Below are 21,331 nucleotides of genomic sequence, written 5' to 3'. Positions count from 1 at the left end.
AGGCGAAGAGCGTGGCTTTGAAAACTAATACAATTCTTATCTGTGCTGGTGGTGGCTGTATATCCGCAGGCGAAGAGAGTGTGAAGCAGGCATTTGAAAGGAAGCTAAAAGAATACGGTCTTGATACAGTAGTGTCAGTTGTCGAAACTGGATGTATGGGCGCCTGTAGCTTGGGACCGCTTGCAGTGGTTTACCCCGATGGCGTGTATTATCAAAAGCTCACGCCAAAAGCAGCTGAGAAGATAGTCGAAGAGCACATTTTAAAAGGTCGCGTTGTTCCTGAGTACCTTTTTGAAGGAGAAAAGGAAAAGCTTACGATAAAAGAAAAGGAACCTGCAGAAATACCGTTCTTTGCTAAGCAAGTCAAGATTGCTTTGAGGAATGTCGGAGTTATCGACCCGTTGAGCATTGAAGAATACATCGCAAGGGACGGTTACTTTGCACTGCATAAGGCACTCACGCAGATGACACCGGAAGAGGTTATAAAGGAAATTAAGGACAGTGGTCTGAGAGGTAGAGGAGGAGCTGGATTCCCAACGGGTTTGAAGTGGGAACTTGCAAGGCAGCAAAAGTCTGACATCAAATACATGATTTGTAACGCCGATGAGGGCGACCCTGGTGCGTTCATGGACAGGTCAATACTCGAAGGGGACCCCCATTCTATCGTTGAGGCCATGACTATAGCAGGCTACGCAATTGGTGCGCAGAAGGGCTTTGTTTACGTCAGGGCTGAATATCCACTTGCGATTGAAAGGTTGCAAAAAGCTATCGAAACAGCTCATGAATATGGTTTCCTTGGCGAAAACATCTTTGGAACGGACTTTTCATTCGATATTGAGATAAGGATAGGTGCCGGTGCTTTTGTATGTGGTGAAGAGACCGCGCTTATGCACTCGATAGAGGGTAAGAGAGGTCAGCCGAGGGTTAAACCACCGTTCCCTGTCCAAAAGGGGCTTTGGGGTAAACCTACGGTTATAAACAACGTTGAAACACTCTCTTTGGTTCCACCTATCATACACAAAGGTGCTGCATGGTTCAGACAGTACGGAACTGAGAAGTCGCCTGGAACAAAGGTCTTTGCGCTGGCTGGAAAAATTAAGAACACGGGGCTTGTCGAAGTTCCGATGGGAATTACACTTAGAGAATTGCTCTACGATATTGGTGGAGGGCACCCGCAAGGTAAGCAAATTAAAGCGGTACAAACTGGTGGACCAAGCGGTGGAGTGATACCTGCGGAATACTTCGATACACCCGTTGATTACGAGTCGCTTGGTAAACTCGGAGCCATCATGGGTTCCGGTGGTATGATCGTACTTGACGAAGACGACTGTATGGTGGATGTCGCAAAATTCTTCTTGGAATTCACAGTCGATGAGTCGTGTGGTAAATGTACACCGTGTCGTGAGGGTACAAAAGTAATGTACGATATACTCGATAAGATTACAAAAGGCGAAGGAACGATGGAAGATATTGAGAAACTTGAACAATTAGCGCAGGTCATAAAAGATTCTTCATTGTGCGGTCTTGGTCAGACTGCTCCAAATCCAGTTTTGTCTACGCTGAAATATTACAGACACGAATACGAAGCACACGTTAAAGATGGTGTGTGTCCGGCTAAGAAGTGTAAGGCGTTCATTAGCTATGTGATTAATCCAGAAAAGTGTGTAGGCTGTACAGCGTGTGCAAGGGTATGTCCGACAAATGCAATACACGGCGAAGTTAGAAAAGTTCACGAAATCGATCAAGATGCTTGTGTAAGGTGTGGTAGTTGTATCGAGGTCTGTAGATTCGGTGCGATAAGCAAAGTAACACCAGCTGTAGTAGGAAGCATTTCAAGGTAAAAATCAAAGGTGAGCCCCCAGTCAGAGGGAGGCTCACCTTTGTTTATCTATCTGCTTATTTTTCTAATCTTTGGAATCTTTTTCGGGGAGGGAAGGTGTGTGGATCGCGCAATTTTGAGGAACATCATTAGTGAGTTAAAAACCGAACAACTTGAACAGCAAGATATTCTCATCTACCTGCTCCACAAAGTCCAAGATTACTATGAAAGTCATTACATACCACCTGAAGTAGGTGAAATGATAGCCGAAGAGCTGAATATCCCACCTTCAAAAGTTTACGAAGTGCTAACCTTCTACACGATGTTCTCCACAAAACCGAGGGGTAAGTACATCATCCGCGTATGTACTAGTTTGCCTTGCCATGTTCCTGGCGGGCGCGAGATAGTTGAATATTTGAAGAAAAAACTCGGTGTAGACTTTGGCGAGACGACAAAGGATGGACTCTTCACACTCGAAGAGACGGGATGTCTTGGTTTGTGTGGTGTGTCACCCGTGATAATGATAAACGACCAATACTACGGTGACTTGACGGTAGAAAAAGTTGAAGAGATTATCGAAAGCCTTAAGGGCGGTGATGCACAATGACACCAATTACCGTTCTGGTCTCTGTCGATAGCAACAGTATCCTTTTAGGTGCGAAGGAACTTGCAAATTATCTAAGAGCACTGATAAGCGAATACAATCTTGATCCTCTTGTTAGTGTGCTGGAAACAGTGGCAATAGGTACGTACGACGGAGTTGTGTTCCATGTTTTACCAGATGATGTTTACTATGTTGTCAAGAAAAAGGAAGATGTTAAGAAGATAGTTGAGGAACACCTGCTCAAAGGAAGACAGGTCTGGGACCTGACAGTGGACAAATCCCAGCTGAAACCAGGCGAAAAATTTAAAGTCAAAGAATACAGAATTGTCACAAGAAACATAGGGGTTATTGACCCAAGGAATATAGAAGAGTACATCGCAAGGGATGGATATTTCGCACTTTCAAAGGCACTGAAGATGAAACCTGAGGAGGTTATAAACGAGATAAAGGCAAGTGGACTGCGTGGACGCGGTGGTGCAGGTTTCCCAACAGGTTTGAAATGGGAATTCACTGCGAAAGCAAATGCTGATCAGAAGTATATAGTTTGTAACGCAGACGAAGGCGAGCCAGGGACATTCAAAGATAGGTTGATAATGGAAGGCGACCCACACTCTGTCATTGAAGCGATGATTATTGCAGGTTACGCTGTTGGTGCAACAAAAGGGTATATTTACATACGAGGTGAGTATTACAATTCTGTAGAAAACTTGAGAAAGGCAATTAAAGATGCATACGAGTACGGGTTCCTTGGCGAAAACATACTCGGAAGTGGTTTCAACTTTGATTTAACGGTGAGACTCGGTGCCGGTGCCTATGTCTGTGGTGAGGAAACTGCATTGCTTGAATCTATAGAAGGCAAATCCGGACGTCCAAGGCTTAAGCCGCCTTACCCGCCTCAGGTTGGACTCTTTGGGAAGCCCACAGTGATAAACAACGTTGAAACGCTCGCTAATGTTCCACAGATTATACTAAACGGAGCCGAGTGGTTCAGAAGTATAGGAACGCCTAATTCCCCAGGAACAAAGGTTTTCTGTCTTGTTGGAGATGTTAATAGGCGTGGAATGGTGGAACTACCGATGGGGGTAACCGTTAGAGAGGTGCTCTACGGTTTTGGTGGAGGAATCAAAGGCGGAAGAGAACTGAAAATGGTTCAAACCGGTGGCCTTGCAGGAACTTTCATCGGACCTGATAAACTCGATACTCCACTTGATTATGATTCCATGAAAAATTACGGTGTCAGCCTTGGTTCTGGAGTTATACTTGCCATCGATGACACACACTGTGTGGTCGATATTGCTTTGAATGTTATGGAATTCTTCAGACACGAATCATGTGGGAAGTGTACACCGTGTAGGGAAGGAACAAAAGTTGCATGTGATATACTCGAAAAGATGACAAAATTCCAAGCATCCGAAGAGGATTTGAAGTATTTAGAGCAGATAGCTTACGTGACCGCAGATGCGTCCTTCTGTGGACTTGGGCAGAGCATAAACGTTCCATTGTTATCTCTTATCAACAATTTCAGAGACGAATTCCTCGCCCATGTAAAAGACAAGGTGTGCAGTGTGGGGTTGTGTAAAGAAGTTAAACCGAAAAGAGCTATCATTAAATAAAATGATAAGTTGAATAATTCTTACAACAAAAAAGCCGTCTCCAAGTGAGACGGCTTTATTTATGGAGTTCACGTCGTGGAGGATTTTATGCGTATGAGAAGTTTGTACAACTTCTTGAACGAGTCATCACATTCTGTGTCCATCTTTTCTTTTAGAAAAAGTGGATTTGAGATGACTTGTTCAAAACGCTTCGGGAAATCTACCGTATCCTTGGCAAAAAACTCTCTTCTATTTGTGTATTTTCTGAAAAACCTCTCTGATTTTGAATTCTCCAAAGAAACAAAAGGAATTCCAAAGTAAGCAGCGACAAGCGTTGGATGGAATCTTTCAGAAACAACAAACTTTGCCGATAATATTGTTGAGAGAACAATGTTAATGTCGTCTATTTGTTCTATACATTCTGCTCCAAGCCGTCTACTGATTTTCATGGCAACATCGATATCAGAACTCTGAGCCGGACAAACAATTATATTATTGAAATAATGTTTCAGGATATCGTATTTTTCAACATTTTGAACTTTACGTGGTACAAGGACCAAATCAAATTGTTTATCGGGCAGGACTTGGAACTTTGCCAAATACCGAACAGCTGGATCACAAGAAAGTTCGGCATTTTTGTTAAGGCATTTCGCATAACGGTAAGAGACGATATCTCTTGCAAACACGTAGACTTTTTCATTTTTAAGAGTGGTTCTTAGAAGCCATCTATTGAAACCTTTTCGAACAGGTCCGAGGCTGTTTCCAAATAGGATTACAGGCTTTCCGAGGTTCAAACTTAACCGGACAGTTGAAATGTAATAGAGAAAACTTCTGGAGCTTGTTATATCTTGTAGCAAGCCTCCACCACCGTATATGAGCGCTTCAGAATCGAAGAGAGCACCGATGACTTCCAACAGATTAAATCGAGAAATGGTGTCTTTGCTTACTCTCTTTGGTAACGCTAACGTGTAGTCTATTTTGAATTTGCTAAAAAAGTCTTCCATTCCCAATCTCATCAATTCGTCGCCAAAATTACCGTATCCATAGTAGCCAGATAACAAGACTTTCAAGGAATTACCAACCCCTTTACAGAAAAATGATGTGAAAGATAACTTATAAGAATATCACTTCGAATTGGTCCGAGGTGTTTGAATGTGGTAAAGAAAGTTACTGAAAATGTCTATCTTATCGAGCATGAGGAAGCGGCAAACAACGTTATAATCATCGGAAAAAAGGGAGTAGTCCTGGTCGATACCTCCCTTTTCCCGGAGAAAGCCAAAAGCATCGCAAAGTTCGTTCGAGAATTCACCATGAAGAACATCACATTGGTTTTCAATACGCATTACCATCCTGACCACACGTTCGGGAATGTCGTTTTTGACGTTCCTATTTTAGCTCATGAGTTAACAAGAAGAAAAATGGAGCAGTTTGACTCTTCCTATTTTAGAAGTCTTGGAATCGAATATACAGAACCAAAACTTCCAGACGTTCTTTTCGAAGACCAATTCGAATACGAAGATGGACTGAAAATCCTATTCGTACACGGACCAGGTCATACACCTGATTCGTCTTATGTATATATCCCGAGCGAATCGGTTTTAATCACAGGTGATACGGTGATTAACGATATACACCCTGAAATAGTTTCCGATAGCAATTTAAATGTCTGGATGAAAACTCTGGACACTATGCCACATGCTAAGCACGTCATTCCTGGTCACGGTGATTTCGGTTCATATGAAAGTATCGAAAAAATGAGAGACTACATCGAAAAAATAAGAAAACTCATGAACGGAGAACTCAATCCGTACGAGCTTGAAAGCGATCCGAACTTTATCAATCGAAAACATGCCGAAATGCTCGAATGGGGTATCAAGAATCTAATGACCGAGTAATGAGTGATTATTCGTTAATCAAGTCTTTAAGATACGCGTCTTGCTTTTGGAACATCTCGGCTGCATTCGTGGTATCGTACTCATGGTCGTACCCAGCCATATGAAGAATTGAGTGAACAAGCACTGTTAAGAGCTCTTTTTCAAAAGAGTTTCTGAATTCCTCGGCATTTTTTCTAACCACATCCAAACATATATAGCCCTCAGCATATGGAGATGTTGCTTCTTGAGCTTCTTGTTCTTCTTCCTCAATATCACGCGAATCTCCGTAGACGAAGGTCAGTACATCCGTTGGACCTTCCTTACCCCTGTAAGTTTTATTCATTTCAGAAATTATCTCACTATCAACAAAAATAAAATGTATAACCACATCGCCAATTTCCTTTTCTACGATTTCAGAAAGTTTATCGTTGCTCTGGGCAAGAAAGCCCTGAATATCTTCCGACGCTTCAAAGTATCTGACTAATGCGCTCATAAAACCACCATCCTCGATTTTTTTCTAACCTAACCAATGCTTTCTATTTCTTCATTTATAGTCGGATATTCTATCCTGCGTGTCAACAAGCTTTGGAAAACGTTTAAGAAGCTATCCATGATTGTTCTTAATTCTGCGAGGGTAAGTCCAGTTTCATCAAGCTGGTTTTCTTCAAAAAGTTCAATTATCGTCTTTTCGATAACCTTTTCCATTTCTTCCAAAGATATTTGATTCTTGCTTCTGGATGTTGCTTCAACGATATCAGCCAGCATCAGTATGCCCATTTCCTTGCTCTTTGGTTTAGGACCGCTGTAACGGTATTCATCAATACTGACGTTTGAATTTTCCGATAAAGCTTTTATGTAGAAGTACTTTTGCACTCTCGTTCCATGGTGTTGGGGAATCGCCAATTCAATTTGGATCGGTAGCCTGTATTTACGGGCAATCTCGATGCCATCTGTCACGTGTTTCATGATGATACTCTTACTTACATCTGGAGGTAGGATATTGTGTGGGTTTTCTTCAGGTGACTTCAAGTTTTCCACAAAGAAATCGGGGTTTCTCACTTTTCCAATATCGTGGTAGAGTGCACATGCCCTGACAAGTACAGAATTGGCACCTATACTTTCTGCGGCGTGCTCCGCAAGCTCTGCAACTCTTAAGCTGTGTTGATAAGTCCCAGGCGCGTGCAACGAAAGTGTTTTAAGCAGAGGATGATTGATCGTTGCTATCTCTGCAAGACCTATGTTCGAGTAAATACGAGTAATTATCTCAATATAAGGCAAAATGCCAACTACTGCTATAGAAGAAAATATCGGGTTGAGGAATATGACAACGTAATCTTTCAGTGAGAAGTAAAAATGCCTGACTGGTTCTTGTAAAAAAATCATCAGTAAGCTGGCTATACCAGATATCAAACCAGCTTTTGCTACTTGAATGCGACTCTTTGTGTTTCTTAGCATATAAGTTGAGAGGAAGACTTGGGGGAATAGGTGAAGAAACATAAAGAAATCGTGGTGGTGAAATGCCGTTGAAAGCGAAAGAATGAGTCCTGCACTTGCACCGAATTCGTAATCAACAAGTAGTGTGATGATCATCGGCGCAATGATAATCGGTATGTAGCTCAGTCCGTACGTTTTGTAAACTGTTGTATTTAGGGCTGCCCCACCAAGTAACGCGGTATAGAAGAACAACCTGTATCTGATATCGAAGTTTATAACGTTAGAGTTCCGAATGAAGTGCTCGACGATTCCGTACCATATGATGAGGATGAGAATGAACTCGTTTGCAAGGTCAAGTACTCCGAGGTCGTACAAATTATTTGCTACGCTTATGATAAGCGCTATTATCACACCATCGTACATGAAAGATTCACTTAGCATCACTTCTGACCTTTGACTTCGATGTTGCTCCATCTTCGTCGTTCTCTCCTCGTGAGGACTTTGAATTCTGGTGACTTAATGATTCCTTCTTTGTTTTTCTTGCTTTTCTTGTTTTTCCATTCTCTCGAAACTATCGTATGCCCTTATAATTTTCTTAACAAGGGGATGTCTCACAACATCCGCATCGGTTAGGTAAACAAAGGCGATACCATCTATATCCTTGAGTATCTCTTGTGCTACAACTAATCCTGACCTTTCCTCAATGTCTATCTGAGTAATGTCACCGGTAACTATAACCTTTGAACCAAAACCCATACGCGTTAAGAACATCTTCATTTGTTCATATGTCGTATTTTGTGCTTCGTCTAATATAATGAAAGCGTTGTTAAGTGTTCGACCTCGCATATACGCAAGTGGTGCGATCTCGATAACGTTTTTCTCGCGTAGAGAGATGAACTTTTCTATTCCCAACATGTCTATTAGCGCATCGTACAAAGGTCTCAGGTAAGGGTCTACTTTTTCTGTCAAATCTCCGGGTAAAAACCCGAGCTTTTCACCAGCCTCAACAGCCGGTCTTGTGAGCACGATTCTCTGCACTCTACCTGATTTTAGATAATCAACCGCGACAGCTGATGCAAGATAGGTCTTTCCCGTTCCAGCCGGTCCAATCGCAAAGACTATATCGTTCTTTTCTATGGCTTCCAGATATTTCTTCTGACCTTCCGTCTTGGCTTTTACCTTTCCGACAGACTTCTTGTAGACTTCCCTTGGATTTTCAATCTTTTCATTCTCTTCTACAATGTATTCGAACTCCGTCCAGTCAAGCAGATGACCATCACGCGTTATATTTATAACTTCCTTCAAGACCTTTTCCACAATATCAAGTGACCTTTCATCTTCTCCCTTTACTCTGATCTCGTTATCCACGACCGAAATCTCTACGTTGTATCGCCTCCTTAAGTACCTTGCCTTATTATCGTACTGTCCCAGTACTTCTATCATCGCAACATCGTCCGGTACAACGATTCTCCTTACCGCCACATCTTCACCTTCCTCAATTTAGAGGTATGCGACTTCAGTCGTGTGAGAAATAGAATAGCTTGTTCTTATCTTAATTGCCAACCGTTGGCCTTTGCTCAGGCTGGTCAACCAAGACTTTCTCAAACCCGCCACTTAAGTGGTGGGTGGTTGACCTCGCAGCATATTTGTATTTTTAGTTTCCACGTGTATAATTATATCAGAAAAGAGAAAAGATTTCTATTAAAATATGAGTTTCTTCTTTGCCAATGTGTATCGTAAAAGTTCAATTTAGATTTAGGAAACTTAATGTGAGTAAATGTCGAAAAAGGAGGATAAATTATGGCTATCATAAGTGCTTCGATTCTTGCTGCCAATTTGGCAAGTCTTAGCGAAGAGGTTAAAAGGGTTGAGAACATGATTGACGAGATACACCTCGATGTCATGGACGGGCATTTCGTTCCGAATTTGACGTTCGGATTTCCTATGATAGAAGCATTGAGAACATTTACGAATCTTCCTATCGATGCACACCTTATGGTCACAAATCCTACAGATCTCATCAAAGGTTTCGTAGAAAAAGGAGCAACAAGGGTCACAGTCCATCAGGAAGTGTGTTATCACTTGCATAGAACCGTTGAGTATATAAAATCTTTGGGACCGGAAGCCTTCGTTGCGATTAACCCAGCAACTCCATTGTCCACACTCGAAGAGATATTGCCCTACGTGGACGGAATACTAGTAATGACAGTCAATCCAGGATTTTCCGGCCAAAAGTTCATACCAACGATGATAGAAAAGATAAAGAGGTTGAGTGACATCAGAAAGCACAAAAATTACCAATTCAAGATAGCGGTTGATGGAGGAGTAGGTAACGAGAATGCCGTGGAACTTGTCAAGATAGGTGTCGATATATTGGTAATGGGATACGGAGTTTTCAGAAATCCAAGGCTGGCACAGTTAAGAGAAGAAATCTTAAATGCTTCTGCTGATATGTGATGTTAAACTCATGTTCTGAGGTGGTTGATTATCACTATCTGTGTTGCTTCACCTTATTCGTTCGAGGGTTCAGTAATAAAATTCGAAGAGCTTTTCCGATGGTGCCTGGAAAACGGGGTTAGCCAGGTCGTGCTTTCTGATACAACGTTCTCCGGAATCGTTAAGTTTTTGGAGACAGCGAAAAACTATAGAGTACGGGCAATAATAGGACTCAGAGTCGGTGAAAAGACCTACATCGCAAAAGATTCAAACGAATTGGGCAGGATGTTTATCATCTACAACAGGTATGCCAAATCACAGACACAATCAGCGAGAATTGAAGAGCTTTTAAACCAAGAATTCGAATCCATATCTCATCCTCCAATTTACTATTTGCCGGGACAAAAAGAGTACTTTCAAGCGATGGTTCAATACTTTGGGAAATCCCCAGAAACCATAGCCACTGCAAGCGATTTCAAAGGATTTGAGTTAAAAACCAATGGAAATTTCACCTACGATTTGCGGAGTTCTCAAACGTTGTACAACGGCTCGGATGATTTCTTTGTAAAGCTTTTGGAAAATGAGAAAGAGTACTATGCAAGGCTGAAGCACGAAATTGAGCTCGTCAAGAAGTTCAAGTTTGAGAGTTATTTTCACACAGTAAAGCGTATAGTGGACATAGCCAAGCGGAATGGTGTAGAGATTGGCCCTGGAAGGGGAAGTGTTGTTGGTAGTTTACTTGCTTACAGGCTTGGAATCACAAAGGTAGACCCTGCGAAATTTGGACTACTTTTCGAGAGGTTTTTGAACGAAGGCAGGAGAGATTATCCGGATATCGACCTTGATGTTGAAGATATTCAACGCCAGAGATTGATAAACGTTCTGAGAAACGAGTTCGGGAATGTTTACAACATTAGTGCCTTCGCCACAATGCCTGAAAAGATACTAAAACAGTACGGTCCCTTGGCGGATTATCTTTCCGATATCCCTGTTCAGAGAACGACACATGCAGCGGGCGTTATAATTTCGACCACACCGTTGAAAGTTCCCCTCGTTCCCGGTACAGAAACGATAGAGTGGGATATGAAAGACTTGGAAAAGCTTGGGTACACAAAATTCGACATCCTTGGTTTAAAGACGTTAACTGTATTAAAAGAACTGAGGGAAGAATCAAAGGAATCGAAAAAGATAGCACAAAATCCACATCTAACAAGGATTCTGAATGTTAATCCTGATCTTTTTTACCAGATGTTGCTTGAACTCCAGAACTCGGAAGAAGGAAAGAAGACCTACAAGTACATTTCCGCTGGCTTCACAGACAACATCTTCCAGCTCGATAGTTTTATAGCCAAACAAGTAGTTCGCGATTTGAAACCAGCGACATTTGAAGAGCTCGTAATGGCAATATCGCTTAACAGACCTGGACCTATAAAGGCGGGTATCACCAAAGAAATAAGGCAATTAAAATTGCACAAAACGTTCAAGTTCAACATCCCACAGCTGAAAGAGACTTACGGTTTCCCGATTTATCAAGAACAGGTAATGAAAATCGCAATGGAGTTAGCAGGTCTGACGAGTGTTCAAGCAGATGAACTGCGAAAGGCTATAGCTAAAAAGGACATGGGGAAGGTCAAAGAAACCTATGAAATGCTTACAAGGAAGCTGACGGAACTTTACGGTAGTGAGGGTAAGGAACTTTCAAGGGTAATTCTCACTCTTGGAGAATACGCGTTCAACAAATCGCATGCGGTTGCTTATGCACACATCACATATTTCATGGCCTACTTCAAAGTCAACTATCCGACGCTCTTCTACGATGTCTATTTAAAGTACGACACAACAATTCTTCCTACTGCAGTTTACAATCTGCAAGCTCTTGGATACACCGTTAGTCCGCCGAAACTGAACATTGGAGCGATAGTTGATAGAAAGAACAAACAGCTTCGAGAGCATATATACACGCTACCACTCTACGTTGTTCCCGGTATGTCTTTGGAAAAATCAAGAAACTTACAATCCCAGACCTTCGAATCGTTTGAGGAATTTGTGGAGAAATCCGGACTCTCACTTTCAACAGTCGAGGTGCTCATCAAAATTGGTGCGTTCGACGGATTGTTCGAAAGTAGGAGGAAGGCTATTCAGAAGTTGCGCTCTTTGAGGAGCGGAATAAATCCGGAGGTTGTTAAAATCGGTAGCAAACTTTTCGGAAAAGTTTTGCAAAAAGAGGAAGTAAAGACAGAAGATGACTGGGAACGCACACAGATGGAATACGATATATTGAAAATAGCGTTCACTATCCCTACGAAAGCTGAAAACTTCTTAGCCCCATATTCACTTGCTTATGCTTTAGAATTACCACTTGGTGTTCATGTTACCGTAAAGGCGGGTTTTGGAACCGACGGGAAAAGTGTCTTTAAAGCGCACATGCCTGACGGTGAGTACACACTGATTTATCCGAACACCTACGAACTGGGTAAGCTGAGGGTCGACTACGTGCTCGATGAAGAGCCTCTGAAAAGCGAGATTTCAAAGTCCACATCTGGCAGAGGTTACGAAAGGATAGTTTTACCAAGCAAAGAAGTAATACAGAACGCCAGACCAATCAAAAACTCTTTTAAAACGTTGTTTGTTAAAGAAGTAGATAGAAGTGTAAATGCATAAATGCAGAAGGTGGTGGGTGAAATGAGTAAGCCCGAAGATAGCATGGAAGAGTTCATAAAGTTGAAAGAGGCGATGTTTTACAAACAACTTGGTGACAATACAGTCCAGTGCGGGCTTTGTCCTCACAACTGCGTGATAAAAGAAAATGGCGTTGGCGTCTGCAAGGTTAGGAGAAACATAGGCGGAAGATTATACACGATGAATTACGGAGAGATAAGTTCCATAGCACTTGATCCGATAGAGAAAAAGCCACTCTTTCATTTCTATCCGGGAAGTTCGATAATATCTGTTGGCACTTGGGGCTGTAACTTCAAATGTCAATTTTGCCAAAACTGGGAGATTTCGCAACAAAGACCACCGTACGTGAAAAGAATTACACCAGACGACTTGGTTGATATAGCTCTTGAGTACATGCATGAAGGAAATCTAGGCATTGCGTACACCTACAGTGAACCGATAGTGTGGTATGAATTTGTGTACGACGCAGCGAAGTTGGCAAAAGTTAGGAATCTTAAGAATGTACTTGTCACAAATGGCTATATAAACGATGAACCATTTGACGAACTAATTCCCTACATCGATGCGATGAATATTGACCTTAAGGCATTTAACAACGAGTTCTATCAAAAAGTATGTGGTGGAAGGTATGAGCATGTTTTGAGGACCATTGAAAAAGCTTACAAGGCAGGTGTTCATGTGGAAGTGACCACACTCGTTGTTCCCGGTGGTAACGATAAGTTGGATGAACTTGAAGAGGAATTTAAGGCGTTAGCAGAGATATCCAAAGACATCCCTCTACACCTTTCGCGCTACCATCCTGCTTACAGATACAGCGTGCCTGCTACAAGAGTAGATTTTCTATTAGAAGCTTACAAACTTGCGAGAAAATATTTGAACTATGTCTATTTAGGCAATGTTTGGGATGAACGGTATGAAAGTACATATTGTCCAAAGTGCGGAAATGTTGTTATAATTAGAAGAGGTTACGATGTGCGAATCGTAAATTTGGATGAGGAAGGGCGGTGCAAGGTGTGCAACAACCAGATCCTAAAGAAATTATGATACTCAACAAGATTGTTGTATTTTCGGTAATTGTTTTCTTCATAGTTATCGCCGCTATTTATTTACTCTTTGTCTCCGGAAAGACGGGCCAGTACTCGGATTTTGAGGATTACATATTCGGAACGTACGTCAGAATGAAGATTTCTTCCAGGGTGAATCCTTCAACCATCGCTAAAGCCATTTTTGCTGAAATGAAACGGCTCGAGAAGAAGTTCGATCCGTACGATAAAGCATCCGTTCTCTACAAGCTGAACCATTCAGAAGACTGGGTAGAGGTCGACGATGAAACTTTGTCTGTGATAGACTTGGCTCTAAAGATTGCGCGGGATACGGAAGGTGCCTTTGACCCTGCATTAGGACGCCTCATAGACCTTTGGGGATTCAGCAAATTTACAGAAAGGCAGGCGAATGGAACATTCAACATCCCTAGTGCTAGTGAGATCGCAGAAGCTGCTTCAAAATCAGGTTACCAGAAGGTAGCAATTGACTATGTGAATAAGAAAATCAGGACAAACGGTGCCTGGATAGACCTCGGTGGGATGCTAAAGGGATACGCTCTGAAGAGGGCTTATCAAATCGCGAAAGAATTTGATAAGTCGTGCCATGGGTTCATAGAAACCGGCGGTCAGATCATGATCCTTGGTCCGAAGTACAACAGAACAAAGTGGGTTATAGGTGTAAGAGATCCACGCGGCCAACCTGGTGAGAACATAGACATAGTATATTTAAGCGAAGGTTCCGTAGCCACAAGCGGTGATTACGAGAGATTCTTCATAGTTGACAACGTCAGATACCACCACATTCTTGATCCGAGAACAGGTTATCCTGCAAACAAGGCAGTTAGCGCAACTGTGATCTCAAATGATCCCGTCATTGCAGACGCATTTTCAACAGCTGCATTCGTACTTGGTGAAGATAGGTGGTTGTTTACTCGAACGGTCTTCCCAAAATACGGTGCGGAGGTGCTTTTGGTAACTCCGAAAAAGCAACTTTTGAGAACCGATAACTTCAAAATTTACGAAATAGCCGATAGGTAATTTTTGGAAATTAACAGTAAAAGGAGGAGTACTCAGATGAAAAAGTTGAAAAGTTTTGGCGGAAGAAACCTCGGTGGGGCAAGTGGAGCTCCTGGACTACCTAAGAACTTTGCGGAATTGCAAAGGTTGCAGATGAAGATGGAGGAAGAACTTAAAAACCTCGAAGAATCGTTCGCACAAGAGCAAGTGGAAGTGGAAGTTGGAGGAGGAGCACTTAAGGTAGTGGCAACATGCGACAGGCAGATACGAGATATCATTTACGAAAAGGACTTACTCGAAGACTTGGAGATGTTCAACGATATGCTGAAAACGGCTATGAATGAGATATGGCAAAAAGTAGAAAATATCAGAGAAGAAAAAACAAACGAAATAATTGCGAAGTATAATCCACTTGGTTAGTTCTTCCTTGGCAAATTTTACTAAATCGTACGGAGGTATGGGATGTTCAGATTTTTGGATAATATAGCGTCGCGAAGGCAGTTTTACATGTACATAATATTGATTGATTCGCTGATTTTACTTGCATTCTACGTGGCTCAAACGTTTTACAGAGTAGGTGATACCGCTTACTTGCTTTTCGGTGCGCAGTATGGCCCTTTTGTTGACCAAGGTGAATGGTGGAGAATCGTAACTGCGATGTTCATGCATGGTGGATTTCTGCATTTGGCATTTAATATGTACGCTTTATACATACTTGGAAGCTACGCGGAGGGGATTTACGGTTCGTACCGTTTCCTCTCCTATTTTATTATAACAGGCATCGCAGGTAACGTTGCGACTCACTATTTCTATCACGACTCTCTGTCAGTAGGTGCCAGCGGTGCGATATTTGGATTAGTCGGCGCACTCTTTGCATCGGGTTTTAGGAAAGATACACCTTTCTTTTTAAAGCCCATAACAGGTAGCGCACTGCTTCCAATGATAATAATAAACATCGCACTGGGATTTATCCCAGGTTCAGGTATAAACAACGCGGCACACATAGGTGGGTTGTTAACGGGCATGCTTCTTGGATATGCAATTCCTGTTTACTCATCGTACCGAGCGGAGAGATTTTGGAAAACGTTAGCGACTCTGCTTTTAATACTGGTTGTAATTAGCTTTGGAATGCTGGTTTACTCTGACTTTACACTGCTCAAATTGGCAACTCGCTGAGTTATTGGACATCGTATGTTTGCGTAAGTGAACCAATTAATTATTAACTAGGGTACAGGTTAGGTTGGAATCCATCAAAAACAAAAGAGGTGGTTCGGTATGTCCCGAACAATTTTGTTGTTTGTGAAGATACTCGGATTTTTCGTCGCTCTGTCGATCATCTTTTCAGCCACTGCGTTTGCTAACATACTTGTACTATTTAACAACTACGGTTGGTTGATCAAAAACGTTGACGACGGTTTCGTTGTCCCACAAGATTGGCAGGTGCTTCAGGTATCGGCATCCAGATGGTACGTTGAGTCCAAAAAAACAGACACAAAGTACGAATTGCCATCAACTTTACCACTTGGTACATACACAATAACTGAGAACTACCTCGTTTCTGAAACCGGGGAGGTCTTCGCAAACACACCTTTCGGACTTGCAAAAGTGCTTGAAAAAGGAAAGGTGCAAAATGTTCTTAAACTTAGCGAAAAGGCAGATGTACTTTTCAGAATCCCCGGCTTTTACAGGATTTACTACAGTTTGAAAGGTGACATGCTTGAACAATTCTTCGAGTTAAGAGCACCTGTGGAGAATGCTTACGTAATTCTTTCGACAGCCCCCGAAGAAAGCAGAGTCGCTTTCAGCAAGATGGCAGTGGCGCAATCGGTTGAGGCAGTGGAGACCTCTGCAGCGGGTAGGAAGATCTTTATCTTGGGAAACATGGAAGGCTTGGACAAGGGCATCAATATCAGAAACAAGGTTATTAAAGTTGTCAGAAGAGATGTCAACAGGATCACATTGAATTACAGTTACAGCTACGACTGGCAGCCAGCTGATTACGTTGTCGAATTGAAAACAGGCGAAGAACTGCCTTCCGGAGAATTGTACGTTTACGGCAACATCTTAGGCTACACAGTTCCTATTGGATACACACAGATGCCGGATCTGAACAAAGAGGGAAACATCTTTGTCTCAAAGAGCTGGCAAGTTTTCCATTCTTGGACGCTTACTAAACTGACAAAAGCTGGCGGAAGGATTTATATAACCGGGGATTTAAACTTGAAAGGAAATGGCATTGCGAAGATAGTTATACAGGCAAGAGGTATTGCTAATCTTACCATTTCATCAGGTACCATAGTTAAACAAGCATCTGACTATGCCGAAATAGAATTGAACGTGTCCGGTGTTGCGAAGGTAGCTATATCGTTTAATTACCTGATTGAGTGAACTGAGATTGGCGGAAGTGTTCAGGATGACCAGAAAAAAAACCTCATCTGCTAAGAGAACGACTGCACCGTACGATGATGTACTTATTTTGTTTGCCAATTACGGTTGGTTTATAAAGAAAGTTAAAGATGGTTTTTCAGTCCCTCAAGATTGGAATGTCGTGTATGCATCGGCATCTAAGTGGTTACTTAGAAATCAAAGAGACGAAAACAAGATACGAATTGCCTGCAACTTTGCAAACTGGAACATACAAGATGATCAAGGATCATCTTGTCTCAGAAAATGGAGATACATTTGCAAACACACCATTCGGACTTACGAAAGTACTTGAAGAGGGAAAAGCAGAATACGTACTAAGACTCAGCGAAGAATCGGATGTGCTATTCAAGGTTCCCGCTTCTGTAGTGGTGTACTACATTTTAAAGGGTGATGTTCTCGAACAATTTTTCCGACTGCAGGCACCTGTCGACAAGGCTCATGTAATTATCTCAACGGCACCGTACGAAGAGGTAGAACGCGCAAGCATGTACATTACGCTGTACAGATTAACAACCCGAGTAAAATCAACTTCACCCGAAGCACTATACGAAGAGACGTCCTATGCCGGTATGAAGATGTTTTTGTTTGGTGATGTAGAAGGTTTGGATAAGGACATTAACATTAAAAATAAAACTATAAAGGTTGATAGAAAAGATTTCAACAGGATCCGATTGACATATCGTTCAAGCTACGACTGGAAGCCTGCTGATTACATTATCGAACTGAAAACGGATCAAGAACTTCCCTCCGGAAAACTGTACATCTACGGTGACATCTTTGGCTACAACGTACCTATCAAAGTTATAAATATGCCCGATATAACCGGAGAAGGTACAGTATTCGTTTCAAAAAGTTGGCAAGTGTACCATTCGTGGGTACTAACTAAAATGTCTAAAGCCAATGAAAGAACATATGTAACCGGCGATTTAAAATTAAAAGGAAATGGATCTACAAGGATAGTTATAGAAGCGAAAGATATTTCTAACTTTGCTTGCTCAAAGGGCACCATTGTCCATCAGGCCTCAGATGTTGTTGAAATCGTGGTGAACGTGTCGGATAGCGAAACGGTGTCTATATCTTTCGATTACTTAGATAGAGTATTAGAGGATATCTTCTAATACACTGAGCAAAGCTGAGCCTTCGTAAAAACAGTGGTTTTAGTTTGAAATGCTCGTACAACACACATAACACATTTTCCAATTGTGGATTGTAAAAGATTTCACAAGACTATAGGAGGTATATTGTGAAACAAGAGAGCAGCAGAATCATCAAATTTCTCTCGGAAAACCTAAATCGTGTTTCAAAGCCTGCACGTTACATCGGTGGAGAGTACAATGCTGTCTTTAAAGAAGTCAAGAGTAACACACTCCGGGTAGCGTTAGCGTTCCCCGACGTCTACGAAGTTGGGATGTCGCATTACGGATTGGAGATATTGTATTGGCTTGCAAACGAACTTGATTTTGTCTACGCAGAACGCACGTTTCTTCCCTGGCCTGATATGATTGAAAAGATGGAAGAGCACGATGTACCGCTCTTCACATTGGAAACTAAGACGCCCGTCTACGAAATGGACGTACTGGGAATTTCTCTTGAATACGAACTATCCTACACAAACGTGCTTAAGTTACTTGAACTTGCCCGTATTCCGATTCGATGCTACGAAAGAAGGGAAAATGACCCTATCGTTGTTGGTGGGGGGCCTGTTGCTTTCAACTGTGAACCCATCGCCGAAGCTTTCGATGCAATTTACCTTGGTGATGGAGAGGTCAATTTTCAGAACTTTCTGAGAGTTGTACAAAAGACCAAGGGTTTAAACCGAGAAGAACGTTTAAAGGAACTTGCAAAGATAAACGGTGTGTACATTCCCATGTTTTACACACAGGTGGGTAGAAAGATTGTTCCAAAGTACGATTTTGTTCCACAAAAGGTTAAAAGAAACATCGTTAAAGACTTGGACAGTGTCCGACATTTTGAAAAGAAGATAGTTCCGCACGTTGAAAGTGTGCACGATAGAGTTGTTGTTGAAATAAGTAGAGGCTGCACTCGAGGCTGTAGATTCTGCCATGCTGGTTACGTTTACAGACCAGTTAGGGAAAGAAGTGCTGATAAGATTGTTGAGATTGCAAAAAGGCTTCTTGAAAATACTGGATACGACGAGGTTTCGCTCCTATCGCTTTCCGCATTGGATCATTCGCAGATAAATGAAATAGTTGATAAATTCCTGCCTTATGTGAAGGAGAAGAATATTTCCATCTCCATTCCTTCAACACGAGTTGATGCTTTTAACATACAGTTGGCTGAGAAGATCTCTACAGTTCGTAAAACGGGTTTAACGTTCGCCCCGGAAGCAGGTAGTCAAAAGATGAGGGACGCGATAAATAAGCAGATTTCGTACGATGAAATACTAAAAACTGCTCAGGAAGCCAAAAAAGCTGGTTGGAGGAGAATAAAACTTTACTTCATGGTAGGTTTTCCTGACGAAACCGAAGAGGACATCCGTGAGATAGGTGAGCTTGTGAAAGCAATTAAAAAAATCGGGTTCATGGATATAACGGCATCGATTAATCTGCTAATTCCAAAACCGCATACAGCGTTCGAGTTTGCGAAATTGCAACCACCGGAATATATGGATACAGTGAAGAAGATATTGAATCCATACAAAAAATTTGGAAAACTGGACATAAACGACGGAAAAAAGAGCTTTGTCGAAGGTATCCTCTCTCGCGGTGATAGGTTGCTCTTGCCCATAATTGAAAAGGCCTACAAAATTGGTTACTATGATGAGTGGGGAGAGTATTTTTCATACGAAAAGTGGTCGAAGCTTTTTGAAGAGGTAGATATCAATCGTTACACAGGTCCTTATGGACTTGAGGACTTTCCATGGGACCATCTTGATAGTGGTGTAGATAAGAACTTCCTCTGGAACGAATACCAAAAATATTTCTCCGGTCAGACCACTATAGATTGTCGTGAACGCTGCACAGCTTGTAGAGTTTGTTTTGATTACAAAGTTACCAACGTGATGAAGGGGAGGTAAGACGATGAGTGCAAATATGAAAAGGCTCCATCCAAAGGTTTTCAAAGTTCCAATCGATAGAATAAGGATGGGGTATTATTCGGATAAATACTTTACAAGATACGTTGAGGTTCTGAAAAAGGATAACCGTCACCCAAGGGTGTACTACCAGTTCTTTCCACGAGACAACGCAATTGTCTGCGGGGTTGATGAAGCACTGGCCATATTAAGATACTGCACGGGGTATTACAAAGATGAAGAGCGTGCGAAAGAGCTCTACAACGATATCCTCAGACTGGATAAGGCGATGCAAAGTCTAGCTGTTGAAGGGAACGTTGAGGAAATTGTTGAACTTACGAGGAAAAAGTGGGACATAAGATTGAAACTCAACGACCTCTGGGTTGACAAATGGGACGAGATAGAAGTTAGAGCTGTGTACGATGGAGAGTATGTTCCTGAAGGCGAGCCATTGATGACGATCGAAGGTGACCCGATTTACTTCGGATATTTGGAAACCGTTTTGCTCGGGGTTATCGCAAGGGCAACAAGTACAGCAACAGCTGTGAAGAAAGTCGTTGACGCTGCTAATGGAAAACCAATCCTCTTTTTCAGTGCACGATTTGACCACTACTGGGTGCAGGCAACAGACGGTTATGCAGCACTCAAAGCTGGTGCCTTCGGTGTTTCAACAGATGCAAATGCGGACTACTGGGGTGTAGAATCGATGGGTACCATCCCACATGCACTCATCGCTGCATACGATGGAAGCACGGAAGATGCGGCAATTGCGTTTGACAAGTACATGCCAGAGAACGTCAACAGAATCGTGCTCGTGGATTGGGACAACGATGTTATCGGCACAACGTTCAGGGTTGTGAAGAAACATTACGAATACGTAATGGGTAAACCTTTCATCCTTGGTGAGACAGACCCATCGCCGATTATCGGACCTGGAAAGAATAAAATCTGGGGCGTAAGGTTCGATACATCTGGAAATCTAAGGGACAAGTCGGTCACACCCATCGGTCCTCAGTCGTTTGGCGTGTGTCCAGAACTTGTTTGGAAGGCGAGAAACGAATTCGATAAAGTGGGGTTAAAAGACTTGAAAATCGTCGTTTCAGGAGGATTCGACGAAGAAAAGATAAAACTTTTCGAATCTCTAGGAGTGCCAGCTGATGTGTACGGCGTAGGTTCGAAATTGCTGAAGAAAAAGATAGATATAACAGCTGACATAGTGGAAGTCAACGGAAGACCGTGTGCGAAGGTGGGAAGATACAAAAAAGACGCATCACACTTGAAAATCGTTCCTAAACGTTATTGGGAAGAGTAAGAATCTTTTGAAAAAGTTCGCATTGCGCAATAGAATAGATTTGAAGACAAAATGTACAGC

Annotated in this window: 18 protein-coding genes; 14 read left to right on the top strand and 4 right to left on the bottom strand. The window is 42.1% G+C overall.

Going from position 1 to position 21,331, the window contains the following annotated elements; genetic code table 11:
- The first annotated feature begins 11 nt into the window (after window positions 1-11).
- The 3 genes from nuoF (NA23_RS05600) to nuoF (NA23_RS05590) all read left to right on the top strand — a co-directional run bounded on the left by nuoF (NA23_RS05600) (window position 12) and on the right by nuoF (NA23_RS05590) (window position 4,036).
- Window positions 12-1,841, top strand: a complete 1,830-nt coding sequence (nuoF, locus tag NA23_RS05600; protein ID WP_033191812.1) for an NADH-quinone oxidoreductase subunit NuoF — start codon at window positions 12-14, stop codon at window positions 1,839-1,841.
- Between the two features lie 99 nt (window positions 1,842-1,940).
- Window positions 1,941-2,426, top strand: a complete 486-nt coding sequence (locus NA23_RS05595) for an NADH-quinone oxidoreductase subunit NuoE family protein (RefSeq protein WP_090221907.1) — start codon at window positions 1,941-1,943, stop codon at window positions 2,424-2,426.
- The gene (gene nuoF / locus NA23_RS05590; protein ID WP_033191811.1) at window positions 2,423-4,036 is read left to right on the top strand and encodes an NADH-quinone oxidoreductase subunit NuoF; all 1,614 of its coding nucleotides are present in this window, start codon (window positions 2,423-2,425) and stop codon (window positions 4,034-4,036) included. The genes NA23_RS05595 and nuoF (NA23_RS05590) overlap by 4 nt, the downstream gene beginning before the upstream one ends.
- A gap of 68 nt (window positions 4,037-4,104) precedes the next feature.
- On the opposite strand, the gene NA23_RS05585 is transcribed toward nuoF (NA23_RS05590), so the two are convergent.
- The gene (locus tag NA23_RS05585) at window positions 4,105-5,085 is read right to left on the bottom strand and encodes a polysaccharide pyruvyl transferase family protein (RefSeq protein ID WP_033191810.1); all 981 of its coding nucleotides are present in this window, start codon (window positions 5,083-5,085) and stop codon (window positions 4,105-4,107) included.
- A gap of 84 nt (window positions 5,086-5,169) precedes the next feature.
- On the opposite strand from NA23_RS05585, the gene NA23_RS05580 reads away from it, so the two are divergent.
- Window positions 5,170-5,910: an MBL fold metallo-hydrolase gene (locus NA23_RS05580; RefSeq protein ID WP_033191809.1), complete on the top strand. Its 741-nt coding sequence runs from the start codon at window positions 5,170-5,172 to the stop codon at window positions 5,908-5,910.
- Between the two features lie 7 nt (window positions 5,911-5,917).
- Here NA23_RS05580 and ybeY read toward each other — a convergent pair whose 3' ends face one another.
- The 3 genes from ybeY to NA23_RS05565 are packed head-to-tail and all read right to left on the bottom strand — an operon-like array spanning window position 5,918 to window position 8,766.
- Window positions 5,918-6,382, bottom strand: coding sequence for an rRNA maturation RNase YbeY (ybeY, locus tag NA23_RS05575; protein WP_052107159.1), 465 nt, complete (start codon window positions 6,380-6,382; stop codon window positions 5,918-5,920).
- A 29-nt stretch (window positions 6,383-6,411) separates the two neighbouring features.
- Window positions 6,412-7,797: an HDIG domain-containing metalloprotein gene (locus NA23_RS05570; RefSeq protein WP_052107158.1), complete on the bottom strand. Its 1,386-nt coding sequence runs from the start codon at window positions 7,795-7,797 to the stop codon at window positions 6,412-6,414.
- Between the two features lie 42 nt (window positions 7,798-7,839).
- A complete protein-coding gene (locus tag NA23_RS05565; RefSeq protein ID WP_052107280.1) occupies window positions 7,840-8,766 on the bottom strand; it encodes a PhoH family protein in 927 nt (308 codons plus the stop codon).
- 357 nt (window positions 8,767-9,123) lie between these two features.
- On the opposite strand from NA23_RS05565, the gene rpe reads away from it, so the two are divergent.
- The 10 genes from rpe (at window position 9,124) to NA23_RS05515 (ending at window position 21,271) form a co-directional block, all read left to right on the top strand.
- Window positions 9,124-9,780, top strand: a complete 657-nt coding sequence (rpe, locus tag NA23_RS05560) for a ribulose-phosphate 3-epimerase (RefSeq protein ID WP_033191807.1) — start codon at window positions 9,124-9,126, stop codon at window positions 9,778-9,780.
- 129 nt (window positions 9,781-9,909) lie between these two features.
- Complete coding sequence (locus NA23_RS05555; RefSeq protein WP_236938326.1) at window positions 9,910-12,420, top strand: DNA polymerase III subunit alpha; 2,511 nt, start codon at window positions 9,910-9,912, stop codon at window positions 12,418-12,420.
- 21 nt (window positions 12,421-12,441) lie between these two features.
- Window positions 12,442-13,482 carry an AmmeMemoRadiSam system radical SAM enzyme gene (amrS, locus tag NA23_RS05550; protein ID WP_084384051.1) on the top strand — a complete coding sequence of 347 codons (1,041 nt, stop codon included), beginning with the start codon at window positions 12,442-12,444 and terminating at the stop codon, window positions 13,480-13,482.
- Window positions 13,452-14,519, top strand: coding sequence for an FAD:protein FMN transferase (locus tag NA23_RS05545; RefSeq protein ID WP_033192615.1), 1,068 nt, complete (start codon window positions 13,452-13,454; stop codon window positions 14,517-14,519). Before amrS ends, NA23_RS05545 begins: the two co-directional genes overlap by 31 nt.
- A 36-nt stretch (window positions 14,520-14,555) precedes the next feature.
- The gene (locus NA23_RS05540; RefSeq protein WP_033191806.1) at window positions 14,556-14,918 is read left to right on the top strand and encodes a YbaB/EbfC family nucleoid-associated protein; all 363 of its coding nucleotides are present in this window, start codon (window positions 14,556-14,558) and stop codon (window positions 14,916-14,918) included.
- A gap of 42 nt (window positions 14,919-14,960) precedes the next feature.
- Entirely contained in the window at window positions 14,961-15,674 is a 714-nt protein-coding gene (locus tag NA23_RS05535; protein ID WP_033191805.1) for a rhomboid family intramembrane serine protease, read from the top strand.
- A 99-nt stretch (window positions 15,675-15,773) separates the two neighbouring features.
- Window positions 15,774-16,886, top strand: a complete 1,113-nt coding sequence (locus NA23_RS05530) for a hypothetical protein (protein WP_052107157.1) — start codon at window positions 15,774-15,776, stop codon at window positions 16,884-16,886.
- 164 nt (window positions 16,887-17,050) lie between these two features.
- Window positions 17,051-18,043 (top strand): hypothetical protein, encoded by a 993-nt coding sequence (locus NA23_RS05525; RefSeq protein ID WP_033191804.1) that lies wholly within the window; start codon window positions 17,051-17,053, stop codon window positions 18,041-18,043.
- A 125-nt stretch (window positions 18,044-18,168) separates the two neighbouring features.
- A complete protein-coding gene (locus NA23_RS05520) occupies window positions 18,169-19,962 on the top strand; it encodes a TIGR03960 family B12-binding radical SAM protein (RefSeq protein ID WP_145974450.1) in 1,794 nt (597 codons plus the stop codon).
- Between the two features lie 16 nt (window positions 19,963-19,978).
- Complete coding sequence (locus NA23_RS05515; RefSeq protein WP_033192612.1) at window positions 19,979-21,271, top strand: nicotinate phosphoribosyltransferase; 1,293 nt, start codon at window positions 19,979-19,981, stop codon at window positions 21,269-21,271.
- Window positions 21,272-21,331: the final 60 nt, after the last annotated feature.

The sequence above is a fragment of the Fervidobacterium islandicum genome, from assembly GCF_000767275.3.
Classification (GTDB): Bacteria; Thermotogota; Thermotogae; order Thermotogales; family Fervidobacteriaceae; genus Fervidobacterium; species Fervidobacterium islandicum.
This window is presented reverse-complemented; position numbering and strand designations above follow the sequence as displayed.